We start from the raw sequence: 12,741 nt of genomic DNA, 5'->3' as shown, positions 1-12,741 counted from the left end.
GCCTCCCCCGTTTCCGGCTGAATCTGCGCATTCCCCGCGAGGAACGTCACGCCTCCCGGTCCTGCCGGTCGCGTCGACGGCCATGAACGACCGCGTTTTAAATCAAGACATGGCCGGACGCGGGCGAACAAGGCTCGCCGCGGTCCGGCCACAATGCATTGCCTCGTTACTTCAGACGGTCCATCGCCTTGTCATAGAAGACGCACAGCGCGTCCATGTCCTGCTTCTGCTGAAGCTGAAGCAGTTCGGGCTGCAGTTCCTGCATGACCTTCGCGTACTTTTCAGGATCCTTCTGGGAAACTTCCTGAATGGTCTGGGCAAAGGCGGTGGCCTTCTGCTGCGCTTCCTCAGGGCTGCATCCGGCCTCGGCAAGGGAAGAAAAACCAAGGGTCAGGGCCAGAGCCGCGCACGCGGCCAACATCTTCCTGTTCATAAGGAACTCCTGTGGTTTCATGGCGTACTGCCAGGGGTGAACGGCAGGCCGGAGCATGCGGCCTGTCGATGGCGGCGCTTCAACATCATGATGAAAACAGCAGCCACCTCCCGCCTGACCTCGTCGAAAAAACACCCGAGACGTCAGGCCGCCGTGTAGGACGGTCAAGGTTTAACGCCATAGCCCGGCAGACTCCACCAACCGGAAGTTTCCTTTCCGGCAACCTATGGTTGCATCTCTTTTATTTCAGGAAATTATCATAACATATTTTCCCTTGTCACGTGATTTCGGCAACCGGAAGTTGCCGGAAACAGCAGGTTGCACAGCCCGCTTCCGGCGGCAGACAGGGGAAAAAACAGCGAACCGGACTTCCGTTTCCGGCCTGCTTTGGCCTCTTCGGCAGCATGCCCTTTCCTCTGAACAGGCACCTGCGCGCGCCGTTCCGAAGCGGGGCGTCCGCCCCATCATCGACGCCCTGCTGCCGAGCAGAGGTTTTCCGCAAAAATCATGCGCCATGTAACATATGCAACACATGCCCGTGGGAAAAAGCCTCCATACTCCAGGCACGGAAGGCGGCCGGCCCAGGCTCCATACGCTCCCCGAAAAACGCGGACCGGCCTTTCTCCTCCATACCAATTCCGTCTCAGGAGGTCAGCGTGATAAACACCATCGACACAGAAAAGTGTACCGGATGCGGTACTTGCTTCAAGACGTGCGGACTCGACGTATTCAGACTCGACACCGATCAGCCGGTTCTTTCCCCCTGCATGGCCAAGTGCCCCGCAGGCATCGACATCCGCGGCTACAACGGTCTCATGCAGATGGGCAGCATCGACGAGGCCGCCGAAAGACTCAGGGAACGCAATCCCTTCCCCGCCGTCACGGGACGCGTCTGCCCGCACCTGTGCGAGAGTGAATGCAGCCGCGGCAAGGTGGACGGCGCCGTCAACATCAACGGCATCGAGCAGTATCTTGGCGACCGCACGCTCCACGATGCGCCCCAAAAGCCCGCCGTGCGCCACGTTCACCGCATAGCCGTGGTGGGCTCCGGCCCCGCCGGTCTCTCCTGCGCCTGGTATCTCGCCCGCGCAGGCTACCCCGTGCGCGTGTTCGAGGCCATGCCCAAGCCCGGCGGCATGCTGCGCTACGGCATTCCCGTCTATCGCCTGCCCGAAGACGTGCTCGACGCCCAGATTGAACAGCTCAAGGCGCTCGGCGTGGAATTTCAGTGCGGAACGCGCGTGGGCAAGGGCTGCGACTGCAGCATGGAAGACCTCTACGAACTCGGCTACAAGGCCGTGTTCATCGCTCCCGGCGCGACCAAAAGCCGCAAGCCCGGCGTGCCCGGCGAAACGCTGCCCGGCGTGCTCTACGGCGTGGAATTTCTCTGCGCGGTCAGGCAGAACCGTCAGCAGCCGCTCTCCGGCAAGGTCGTGGTGATCGGCGGCGGAGCCGTGGCCATGGACGCCGCCATCACCGCCCGCAAGATGGGCGCGCAGAGCGTGGACCTCTACTGCCTGGAAAGCCGCGAAGAAATGCCCGCCTTCAAGCACGACATCGACGACGCCCTGAACGCCGGCGTCACGCTGCATCCGGGCTGGGGCCCCGTGGCCGTGGAAGGCGAATCCTCCGTCAAGGCCATAACGATGCGCCGCTGCCTCTCGGTGTTCAACGCCGAAGGCCGCTTCGCTCCCGCTTTCGACGAGGCCGACACGCAGAGCGTGGAAGCCAACGCCGTCATTTTCGCCATCGGCCAGAGCTCGGATCTTGCGCCCTTTGAAGACGTGGTGGCAACGGAGCGCGGACGCATCAAGGCCGATCCCGAAACCTTCGGCACCTCCTACTGGAAAATTTTTGCCGCGGGCGACGCCGTCACCGGCCCCTCCACCGTGATTTCCGCCATTGCCGGAGGCCGCGAAGCCGCCGTTTCCATCGACCGGCTCATGACCGGCGGACATCTGCACAGCGACAGAAAGGAAACAAGACCCCTCGCAGAAAACCTGCCTGGCGAAGGCGTGATGCTCTCCCCCCGCGTGGATCGCAGGGAAATCATCTCGGACGGCTTTGAGGAAAAGCGCCTCGGTCTCGACGACGTGGACGCCCTTCACGAATCCATGCGCTGCCTCACCTGCGGAGCCAAGGCCCGCGTCAACTACCGCGACGACTGCATGACCTGCTTCTTCTGCGAGCTGCGCTGCCCGGCCCACGCCATCGACGTTCACCCCTTCAAGGAAAGACTGCCGTTCACGCTGGAACGCAATTTCGGAGGTTTTTAATATGGCTGTACCCATTGTCTATACTACGGATGTTCTTGTCGTCGGCGGCGGATTTTCCGGTTCCTGGGCGGCGCTCAGCGCGGCGGCCGCGGCGAAGGACGTGCTCATTGTGGACAAGGCCGCCCGCGACTGGCGCGGTCTCGGCATGATGAGCGGCGGCGACATGATCGTCATGCAGCCGGAATTCAAGGTGGAAGACCTGCTCGACGAAATGGTCTATTACTACGACGGCCTCTGCGATCAGCCGCTCGTGCGCAAGATTCTCGAACACTCCTACGACCGCTTCTGCGATCTCGAACGCTGGGGTCACATCTTCGCCCGCGACGAAAAGGGGAATCTGCGCGCCGTGGTGCAGCGCGGCCTCAAGTACATGCGCTATTACCTGTATCACCCCTACGGCAAGGGCGGCCCCCACACCTGCAACACGCTGTACGATCAGCTCGCCCTGCGCGGCGTACGCCGCATCTCCAACATTCAGATAGTGAAGCTCATCAAGCGTTCCGGCCGCGTGGTCGGCGCGGCCGGCTTCCACACCCGCAGCGGTCTGCCCTGCGTCATCAAGGCCGGAGCTGTCATTCTCTGCACCAACACGGGCGGCTTCAAGATGTCGTATCTCAGCAACACCTCCGCCGGCGAAGGCGCGCTGCTCGGCTACGAGGCCGGAGCCACGTTCCAGAACATGGAATTCCTCCAGAACTGGACCTGCCCCATGGCCTTCGCCTGGGAAGGACAGACCGGCATGCTGCCCTACGGCGCCCGCTTCGTGAACAGCAAGGGCGAAGACTTCATGAAGAAGTATTCCCCGCTGCGCGGCGCCAAGTCCGACCCGCACTACAACATTCGCGGCATGGTGCTCGAAACCCGCGCGGGCAACGGCCCCACCTACTTCGACACCAGCACCATGTCGGCGGAAGGCGTGGAAGTCATGACCCCTACCGGCGGCTGGATGCTGCTCAACGCCGAAAAGCTCAAGAAGCTCGGCATTGACTTCTTCCACCAGAAAACGGAATGGATGCCTCAGTTTCAGTACATCTTCGGCGGCATGAAGACCGATCTCGACTGCCGCACCGGCGTGCCCGGCCTGTTTGCCGCCGGACGCGCAAGCAGCCTGCACACGGGCGTGTACATGGGCGGCTGGGACACCTGCATGACCAGCACCACCGGCTGCTTTGCCGGCGAAGCCGCGGCCGCCGAAGCCATGAATGTGGCGCACGACGACTTCGACGCCGCCGAAGCGCTGGAGGAAATCGCGCCCGTCACCTCGCTCGTCGGTCGTCCGGGCATTCCTCCCAAGGACGTGGTGCGCTCCATTCAGGAGCTCATGGTTCCCGCCGACGTGTCCGTGCTCAAGACCGGGCAGGGACTCAACCGCGCGCTGCATCAGCTGGCGCACATCCAGAACGACTACATTCCCGACATGACGGCCCAGGATCCCCATTACCTCATGAAGCTCATGGAAGCCCGCGGCATGGCGCTCGTGGCCGAAATGTACCTGCGCGCCTCACTCGCCCGCAAGGAATCGCGCTGCGGACACTTCCGCGAAGACTATCCGCTGCGCGCCGGAGCTCCGGAATGGATTCGTCTGAGCCGCGGAGAAAACGGCATGAACATCGAATTCACCCCCGTGCCCTGCGGCAAGGAAGGCTATCCCGTGAAGCCCTACCGCTACTACATGGACGACTTCGATTACCCCGATCAGCCCCACAGCGCGGAACAGAACGTCGCGGAGGCCTAGTCGGTCTTTTCCCGATCACTGTCAGAACGCCGGCGGGGCGAATGCCGACGCCGCCCCGCCGCTCCTTTCTCCATCATTGCCACTCGGAGGTGCATGATGACGCTCCCTTCCTTCAGCGATCCCGTTTTCCGCCGTCAGGCGACCGGATGCCTCATCTCTCTGCTTGCTTACTGCGTGATTTTTCTGCTGCCCACGCCGGACGGTCTCAGTCCTGCGGGAAAGAAATCCCTGGCGCTCATGATTTCGGCCATCATCGTATGGGTGTTCGACGCCCTTCCGCTGGCCATGTCTTGTACTCTTTTTCTCTTTTTGCAGGCAGTGCTCGGCACGGTATCGCTGGACGACGCGCTCCATCGCTTCGCCATTCCGCCGGTGTTCTTCTGCTTTGCCATGTTCTGCATCGTGGTGGCGTTTCAGAATTCCGGGCTCACCAGACGCATCGTGCTCTGGACGAGCATGAAGTCGAAGGGAAAGCCGGGACGGCTCCTTTTTCTGCTCATGATGATGAGCGGCCTGCTCTCCACCATTCTGGCCGACGTGCCCGTGGTGGCCATGATGTTCCCCGTGGCGCTGTTCCTGCTCGAAAAGAATGAATGCGTTCCCGGAAAGAGCTCCTTCGGCAAGGCCGTCATGCTCGGCCTGCCCCTTGCCTGCCTCATCGGCGGCGTAGGCACCCCGGCAGGAAGCGGCACCAACATTCTTACCATGAACATGCTCGCCTCCACCGCAGGCGTGCAGATATCGTTCTTCGAATGGTCGGCCATCGGCCTTCCCATGACTCTGCTGCTCATTCCCGTGGCGTGGTGGGCCGTCATGAAGATTTATCCGCCGGAACTCACCAGTCTCGCGGGCATGGAACAGCTCTGCGAAGACTATGAATGCCTCGGCCCGCTCGGACGCAGGGAAAAGCTGTACATCGCGCTTCTGGCCTTCAACCTGCTGCTCTGGTGCACCACGGGCATTCACGGGCTTCCCCTGGCGACCGCGGCCGTGCTCGGCAGCATACTTTTCGCCCTGCCCGGCGTTTCCCTCATAAGCTGGGAGCAGGACAAGCACAAAATAGGCTGGGACATTCTCTTCCTCGTGGGCGCGGCGAACTCCCTCGGCGTAGCCCTGTGGCAGAACGGCGCGGCCACCTGGATAGCCGATACCTTCCTCAGCGGCATGAGCTCCCTGCCCCTCGTGGCGGTCATCGCCCTCGTGTCGCTGTTCACCATTCTCATTCATCTGGTCATTCCCGTGAACACCCCCATCGTGGGCGTCATTCTTCCGCCGGTGGCGGCCATCGCCGCGGCCATGGGCATCAACCCCGCCCTGCTGGCCCTGCCCCTCGGCTTCAGCGTTTCCGCAGCCGTGCTGCTTCCCCTCGACTCCGTCTCCCTCGTCACCTATCAGGCCGGATACTACAAGATGACCGACATGTTCAAACCGGGCATCATCATCTCGGCGGCCTGGGTTGTCATCACCGTGGCCGTCATGTACCTTATCGCCAGACCTCTCGGTCTGATGTAGCCCTTCGGCCGTTCCCGCTCCCGGGAACGGCCTTGCCATATTCCGGCATGTTCCCGTGCCGCGCATCGGAGAACTTATGCCTTCCGTTCCCGAATCCGCCATTCTCACCGCTACGATTCCGGGCATCAATCAAATGTGGGCGCAGCTGCTTTTTCTCGCCGCAAAGCAGAAACACGCCAGGGGAACCTATCTGTACCTGTACGACGACCCGGAACACAGCTTCTACTTTCTGGAAAAAGGCCGCGTCACCATACTGCACGGCGCAACCAACGGACAGGTGCAGAACATGCTCTACATGCAGCCGGGCACGCTCCTCAACGTGGCTCATGCGCTCGGCAGCTCCATGACTAGGTTTCTCGATTCCGGCTGCCAGTTCTTCTGCCTCACGGACGTCGTGCTCTGGAAGTTTCCGGGCTCCCTGCTGCACGATCAGGACTTCATCCGCAGCCATCCGGCCTTCATCGAGAACCTCATGTCCTCCATCGGGCTCAAGCTGCTGCTCATGCACAACACCCTTTCCAATTCCGGCACGGGAAACACCCTCTCGAAGCTCTGCCGCTTCTGCCTCAACATGTCGCAGGCCAGCGGCAACGCCCGGGAACTTTCGCCCGGCATCTCCCAGACGGAACTGGCCAACCTGCTCGGTGTTCACCGCATCTCCCTGCTGCGCGTCATTCAGAAGCTCAAGCGCGACGGCGTGCTTCAGGAACTCACCAGAGACCGGCTCGTCATAAAAGATCTGGAGAAACTGCGCTCTCTCGCCATGCAGTAGCACCCGGACGCGGCAAAAGCGCACAAAAAAAGCGGGGAACAAACCCCGCTTTTTTCATCTTCAAAATCGGACTACATGTCTATGCCCATCCAGGTCTTGGCGGCCCAGCCGATGAAGAACGAAATGGCCGCCACGCCGAAGCTGATGGAAAGCATTTCCACGAACTGCGGACGGAAGGCTTCGCGACGCACCACCGCCACGAAGAAGGTGAACAGGCAGATGATGCAGCCTGCGTTGAACAGGCAGAACAGCAGCGCCAGATACGGCGAGGAAAACACGCCGTACGGCAGAAGCAGCAGCGCCACGGTAATCATGTAGGCAATGCCGGTATAGACGGCGGCCTTGAGCGGATGCTTTTCCCCGGGCTCGGCCTTCTTGGAAAGGTATTCCGAAGCGGCCATGGACAGCGTGGCCGACACGCCGGTGATGAAGCCCGCAAGCCCCACCGTGTCGTTGTTGCCGAGGGCGAGAGTAAAGCCCGCCAGAGCGCCGGTCAGCTCCACCAGCGCGTCGTTGAGGCCGAGCACCATGCTGCCGATGTACTTGAGGCGCTCCTCGTCCACCATTTCGGCCAGACGGCGTTCGTGAATCTCTTCCTCTTCCATGATGCCCCTGGCTTCCGGCACGTCCTCAATGAGTCCGGCATAGCGCTTTCCCGCGCCGTCTTCGCCCGATTCCAGCAGATTGATCACGAAGGTCAATCCGAAAATCCAGCCCAGCACGCCGTAGAAAAACACCTTGAGGCGTTTGGCTTCCGCCTTCTTGCCCGTGTAGCGGCTCCACACCTCGCAGTGACGCGCCTCGTCCGCGGCCATGCGGCGAAGCACTTCGCCGTTTTCTCCGCCCACGCGTCGCGCAAGTCTGGTGTAGATTTCGCTGTCGGTCTTTTCATTGATCTGCATTTCTTCCAGCAGCTGAAGCGTACTTTCCCTCATGTGTCCCCCTTGCGGCGTTCCGCCGTTATGTTGTGCCTCTCCGTGATACGCCAGGCCCGGCACGCTGGCAACCGACCCCGGATCCCGCGGCCGGGAGCTCGCCCTTCCGCATGACTCCCGCCTCTGCGGAAGGAAAAAGCGCTTGTGATAAACGAGGGCACGCCGTATAAATACGGACGAACCCCCAACACAAGGAGAACGGACAATGGCTCTGGATCCCAAGCAGCACGCGGACTGGGAAATCGCCCAGGACGCGGAATCCCGCATGAAAGACATTTACCAGATCGGCAGAGAGCTGGGCCTTGAAGACAAGGAACTGCTCCCCTATGGCCACGTCATGGGCAAGGTGGACTATCAGTCCGTGCTCTCCCGCCTGGCCGACCGTCCCAACGGTAAGTATGTCGATGTGACGGCCATCACCCCGACTCCTTTCGGGGAAGGCAAGTCCACCACCACCATCGGCCTCGTGCAGGGCCTCGCCAAACGCGGCCGCAAGGTTTCCGCGGCCATCCGTCAGCCTTCCGGCGGCCCCACCATGGGCACCAAGGGCTCCGCGGCGGGCGGCGGTCTTTCGCAGTGCATTCCCCTCACCCAGTATTCCCTCGGCTTCACCGGCGACATCAACGCCGTCACCAACGCCCACAACCTGGCCATGGTGGCGCTCACCGCCCGCATGCAGCACGAACGCAACTACGACGACGAAAAGCTGCTCCGTCTTTCCGGTCAGCCCCGTCTGAACATCGATCCCACCAACGTGCGCATGAACTGGGTCATCGACTTCTGCTGCCAGGCCCTGCGCAACGTGGTCATCGGCATGGGCGGCAAGTCCGACGGCTTCATGATGTCCTCCCATTTCGACATTTCCGTGTCTTCCGAAGTCATGGCCATCCTTTCCGTGGCCCGCGACCTCAAGGACATGCGCGAACGCCTCGGCCGCATCATCGTGGCCTACGACCGGGCGGGCAAGCCCGTGACCACCGAAGATCTGCAGGTGGCGGGCGCCATGGCCGCCTGGATGATCGACGCCATCAAGCCCAACCTCATCCAGACCATCGAAGGGCAGCCCGTGTTCGTTCACGCGGGCCCCTTTGCCAACATCGCCCTCGGCCAGAGCTCCGTCATCGCCGACCGCCTCGGCCTCAAGCTCTCCGAATACCACGTCACGGAATCCGGCTTCGGCGCGGACATCGGCTACGAAAAGTTCTGGAATCTCAAGTGCCACTACAGCGGACTCGCTCCGGACGCGGCCGTGCTCGTGGCCACCGTGCGCGCGCTCAAGAGCCACGGCGGCGCCCCCCTGCCCAGACCCGGACGCGCCCTGCCCGAAGAATACCGTCAGGAAAACGTGGGCTTCGTGGAAAAGGGCTGCTGCAACCTGCTGCATCACATCCGCACCATCAAGAAGTCCGGCACCTCGCCGGTGGTGTGCATCAACGCCTTCGTCACCGACACGCCCGCGGAAATCGCCCGCATCCGTGAAATCTGCGAAGCCGAAGGCGCGCGCGTGGCCGTTTCCACGCACTGGGAGCACGGCGGTGAAGGCGCGCTCGAACTTGCCGACGCCGTCATGGACGCCTGCAACGAAAAGACCGACTTCCGTCCGCTCTACGACTGGAACGCTCCCTTCAAGGAACGCATTGAAAAGATCGCCCGCGACGTGTACGGCGCCGACGGCGTGGACTACAGCCCCGAGGCCGAAAGCCGCCTCGCCGAAATGCAGGCCCGCTCCGACGCCGCCGAGCTCGGCGTGTGCATGGTGAAGACGCAGTATTCCCTCTCCGACAACCCCGACCTCAAGGGCGAGCCTTCCGGCTGGCGCCTCAAGATCCGCGACGTGCTGCTCTACGGCGGCGCGGGCCTCGTGGTTCCCGTTTCCGGCAAGATTTCGCTCATGCCCGGCACCGGCTCCAATCCCGCCTTCCGCCGCGTGGACGTGGACACCGAAACCGGTCAGGTTCACGGCATCTTCTGATAATTTCAGCAGAGCGGGGGCGGGCGTTTCTCCGTCCCCGCGCAAGACGAAGGCGTCCGGATCAAGAATCTGGACGCCTTCGTCGTTAAAAAACAGGGGGCAGTCTGCGCGTCAGGCCTGGAAGGCTCGCACAAAAAGCATGACGGCGGAAACCGCGAGCATGGCCAGCACCAGACGACGGAAAACGCCGGGATTGATGCGGCGGATCACGGGAATGCTCACCAGCACGCCCGCCACGGTGCAGGGCGCGGCCCACGCGGCGTAATGCATGATCTGCGGCGTGTAGAGGCCGTTTCGCCACTGCACGAAGGCAAGACACACCATGCTCAGGGCGGCCATGGAGTTCAGCACGGAAAGCGTGGTTTCCTTGCTCCAGCCGCGCATCACGGCGTACATGGCCAGCACGGGACCGCCCATGCTGGTGGAGCTCAGCAGGATGCCGGAAACCACGCCCATGGGCACAATGCTCCACACCGGAATACGGAACGCGCCGCGCATGCGGCCGGACACGGCCTGCCAGAGAAGAAACAGCACCAGAATGACGCCGCAGGCCAGCAGAATGACCTTCACCGGAGCCACCCTGAGCACGGCCATGCCGATGGGAATGCCTGCTAGGCCGCTCACAAAGGCCAGGGCAAATTCCAGCTTCGGCAGATTGCGATGATAAAAGAACGCGATGGTCACGGTGATGGCCGTGCCCACAAGACAGCCGAACACAATGGCGTCCTTCGCATCCATGGCCAGGGTCAGAAGCGGCACGGCGAAGAGATTCCCCCCGAACGAGGTCACGCCGTTGACGAATCCCGCCAGAAACCAGACGACATTGATGTAGAGAGCAGTAAGCATGGGTCCGACCCCCTCAAGGCTGCGGTATTCCTCTGGTCTTAGAGCACAACGGCCTTTTCTGTAAAGGGAGGAAGCGCCGGGCCCGACTGCGGAGCGAAAAAAAATGACTCCGCCCCGCGAGGAACATCGGCGGACGCACAGGCTTTTTCTTATTATTGACAAATTTGTGGAGTTGCTGCGATTTCCGGCAGCGCGCGGCAAAACTCGCAAATTTCCTTGCCGCACAATAAATTGCAACATTTTTCACACAGTAGTCTTTCTTCTATATTTTGCTTGCTATATTTGATTTCCCGATGATATCAACATAAATGTAAATCAGAGCATCGTCACGTTCACCATAACCCTTTTTGCGTCCGCAGCCGGCGTTCTGGTGCGGCCTTCCTTCAGGAGGAAAAGGTCAAGCATGCTCTAACAACCTGAAATGGCGAGGAGTTGTCACCATGGAAGAGTTCTCACAATTCATCAAGGTTCTGGACGGCTACGTCTGGGGGCCGGTCATGATGGCCCTGATTCTCGGTACAGGCCTGTATCTCACCTTCGGGCTGCGCTTCCTGCCCTGGACGCGCCTCGGCGAAGGATTCCGCCTCACCTGGAAAGGACGCGCCAAGAACAACGACGTACATGGAGAACTTTCCCCGTTTCAGGCTCTCATGACGGCCCTTGCCGCCACCGTGGGCGTGGGCAACATTGCCGGCGTGGCCACGGCCATCTTCACCGGCGGCCCGGGCGCCCTCTTCTGGATGTGGTGTACCGCCATGGTGGGCATGGCCACCAAGTACGCGGAAACCGTGCTCGCCCAGAAATACCGCGAAGTCACCCCCGCCGGACACGTTGTGGGCGGCCCCATGTACTACATTAAAAACGGCCTCGGCAAAAAATGGGCCTGGCTCGGCACGCTCTTCGCGCTGTTCGGCGGCATCTGCGGCTTCGGCATCGGCAACATGACGCAGTCCCACTCCATCGCCGACGCCCTGCACGCCTCCTTCGGCGTTCCGCCGGCCGTCTCCGCCGTGATCATGTTCGTGCTCATCGCCATCGTCATCATCGGCGGCGTGTCCCGCATCGGCGCAGTGTCGAGCAAGCTCGTGCCGTTCATGTCCATCGTTTACATCATCTGTTCCCTCGTCGTCATCGCCACAAACATCGACAAGGTGCCCGGCGTGTTCGCCATGATCTTCCACGACGCCTTCACCGGCACTGCGGCCGCCGGCGGCTTTGCCGGCTCCACCGTCATGCTGGCCCTGCAGATGGGCGTGGCGCGCGGCATCTTCTCCAATGAAGCCGGTCTCGGCTCCGCGGCCATGGCCCACGCCACCGCCACCACGGACGATCACGTGGCCATGGGCTACGTCGGCATGCTCGGACCGTTCATCGACACCATCATCGTCTGCACCATGACCGGCCTCACCATTCTCTGCTCCGGTCTCTGGAACGTGGAAGGCGCGCTTTCCGGCGCTCCCCTCACGGCCGCGGCCTTCGAGTCCGCCCTGCCCGGCATCGGCTCCGTCATGGTGTCCGTGTGCCTCGCCATGTTCGCCTTCTCCACCATCCTCGGCTGGTGCGTGTATTCCGAACGCTGCTGGATCTACCTGCTGGGCGACAAGGCTCTCAAGCCCTTCCGCATCATCTTCGTCTGCGTGGTGCCCGTGGGCGCGCTCATGACCCTCGACCTCGTGTGGGACATCGCCGACGTGCTCAACGCCCTCATGGCCGTGCCCAACCTCATCGGTCTGCTGCTGCTCAGCCCCGTGCTGTTCAAGATCTCCCGCGAATACGACCGCTGATGTCTTCCTGAATGCAAAAACGAGCCCCGGAGAAATCATTCCCCGAGGCTTTTTTTGCAGCAGGCCCGGGGCTTTTCCCTCAGGCACCCCGCCTTCTTCGTCATGGCAGGCTCAGGCCTCAACATCCAGCAAAAGCCCCAGGCCACCCGCGCCCGCAGAAAAACATTCCTTGAACGCTGCGCCGGAAGGCAAGTCCCCCAACCAGCACGGGCCGCCTCAAGCGCGTTATCCCTGTTCTCCATGAAGGCATCGCGCCCCGACAATCTCCGATCGGCGACCACTCATCCGGCCCTGCCGCGCACGCAAAATCCCCTCCGCTCCGCGGCGCGCCTACCCGCCCTCTGGCGTCGTTCGACGCTTCGCGCTACAACTGCGGCTGTCCCTTTCCCTGAACCCGTCCCAAGGTCCGACCATGCCCCGAATTCTGCTTCACGTCTGCTGCGGCCCCTGTTCCCTCATGCCCATCGTGCATCTGC

At 61.9% G+C, this 12,741-nt stretch carries 9 protein-coding genes; 6 read left to right on the top strand and 3 right to left on the bottom strand.

Translation table 11 applies throughout. The features are described 5' to 3' along the window. Window positions 1–166: 166 nt before the first annotated feature. A complete protein-coding gene (locus tag ACZM96_RS03390) occupies window positions 167–433 on the bottom strand; it encodes a BTB/POZ domain-containing protein KCTD2 (RefSeq protein ID WP_346665433.1) in 267 nt (88 codons plus the stop codon). 656 nt (window positions 434–1,089) lie between these two features. Here ACZM96_RS03390 and ACZM96_RS03385 point away from each other — a divergent pair. From ACZM96_RS03385 to ACZM96_RS03370, 4 genes are all read left to right on the top strand, one after another. Continuing rightward, window positions 1,090–2,709, top strand: coding sequence for an FAD-dependent oxidoreductase (locus ACZM96_RS03385; protein WP_489487343.1), 1,620 nt, complete (start codon window positions 1,090–1,092; stop codon window positions 2,707–2,709). Between the two features lies 1 nt (window position 2,710). Beyond that, window positions 2,711–4,444, top strand: coding sequence for an FAD-dependent oxidoreductase (locus ACZM96_RS03380; RefSeq protein WP_489487341.1), 1,734 nt, complete (start codon window positions 2,711–2,713; stop codon window positions 4,442–4,444). Between the two features lie 93 nt (window positions 4,445–4,537). Next, on the top strand, window positions 4,538–5,956 hold the full coding sequence (locus tag ACZM96_RS03375) for an SLC13 family permease (protein ID WP_489487340.1): 1,419 nt from the start codon (window positions 4,538–4,540) through the stop codon (window positions 5,954–5,956). A gap of 76 nt (window positions 5,957–6,032) precedes the next feature. Continuing rightward, window positions 6,033–6,728 (top strand): Crp/Fnr family transcriptional regulator, encoded by a 696-nt coding sequence (locus tag ACZM96_RS03370; protein ID WP_489487339.1) that lies wholly within the window; start codon window positions 6,033–6,035, stop codon window positions 6,726–6,728. A 71-nt stretch (window positions 6,729–6,799) separates the two neighbouring features. Here ACZM96_RS03370 and ACZM96_RS03365 read toward each other — a convergent pair whose 3' ends face one another. Continuing rightward, the gene (locus ACZM96_RS03365; protein WP_489487338.1) at window positions 6,800–7,663 is read right to left on the bottom strand and encodes a VIT1/CCC1 transporter family protein; all 864 of its coding nucleotides are present in this window, start codon (window positions 7,661–7,663) and stop codon (window positions 6,800–6,802) included. A gap of 205 nt (window positions 7,664–7,868) precedes the next feature. Here ACZM96_RS03365 and ACZM96_RS03360 point away from each other — a divergent pair, with 205 nt between their 5' ends. Beyond that, window positions 7,869–9,635, top strand: coding sequence for a formate--tetrahydrofolate ligase (locus tag ACZM96_RS03360; RefSeq protein ID WP_294484109.1), 1,767 nt, complete (start codon window positions 7,869–7,871; stop codon window positions 9,633–9,635). Between the two features lie 111 nt (window positions 9,636–9,746). Here ACZM96_RS03360 and ACZM96_RS03355 read toward each other — a convergent pair whose 3' ends face one another. Next, window positions 9,747–10,481 (bottom strand): sulfite exporter TauE/SafE family protein, encoded by a 735-nt coding sequence (locus ACZM96_RS03355; RefSeq protein WP_489487336.1) that lies wholly within the window; start codon window positions 10,479–10,481, stop codon window positions 9,747–9,749. A 440-nt stretch (window positions 10,482–10,921) separates the two neighbouring features. Between ACZM96_RS03355 and ACZM96_RS03350 the strand changes: the two genes are divergently transcribed. Then, window positions 10,922–12,265, top strand: coding sequence for an alanine/glycine:cation symporter family protein (locus ACZM96_RS03350; RefSeq protein WP_489487334.1), 1,344 nt, complete (start codon window positions 10,922–10,924; stop codon window positions 12,263–12,265). Window positions 12,266–12,741: the final 476 nt, after the last annotated feature.

This window comes from Mailhella sp., assembly GCF_057866825.1.
This window is presented reverse-complemented; position numbering and strand designations above follow the sequence as displayed.

Excerpts from the sequence above, each read along its gene's own strand:
- ACZM96_RS03390 (WP_346665433.1), bottom strand. The coding sequence starts at position 433 with ATGAACAGGAAGATGTTGGCCGCGTGCGCGGCTCTGGCCCTGACCCTT.
- ACZM96_RS03380 (WP_489487341.1), top strand. The coding sequence starts at position 2,711 with ATGGCTGTACCCATTGTCTATACTACGGATGTTCTTGTCGTCGGCGGC.
- ACZM96_RS03375 (WP_489487340.1), top strand. The coding sequence starts at position 4,538 with ATGATGACGCTCCCTTCCTTCAGCGATCCCGTTTTCCGCCGTCAGGCG.
- ACZM96_RS03370 (WP_489487339.1), top strand. The coding sequence starts at position 6,033 with ATGCCTTCCGTTCCCGAATCCGCCATTCTCACCGCTACGATTCCGGGC.
- ACZM96_RS03365 (WP_489487338.1), bottom strand. The coding sequence starts at position 7,663 with ATGAGGGAAAGTACGCTTCAGCTGCTGGAAGAAATGCAGATCAATGAA.
- ACZM96_RS03360 (WP_294484109.1), top strand. The coding sequence starts at position 7,869 with ATGGCTCTGGATCCCAAGCAGCACGCGGACTGGGAAATCGCCCAGGAC.
- ACZM96_RS03355 (WP_489487336.1), bottom strand. The coding sequence starts at position 10,481 with ATGCTTACTGCTCTCTACATCAATGTCGTCTGGTTTCTGGCGGGATTC.
- ACZM96_RS03350 (WP_489487334.1), top strand. The coding sequence starts at position 10,922 with ATGGAAGAGTTCTCACAATTCATCAAGGTTCTGGACGGCTACGTCTGG.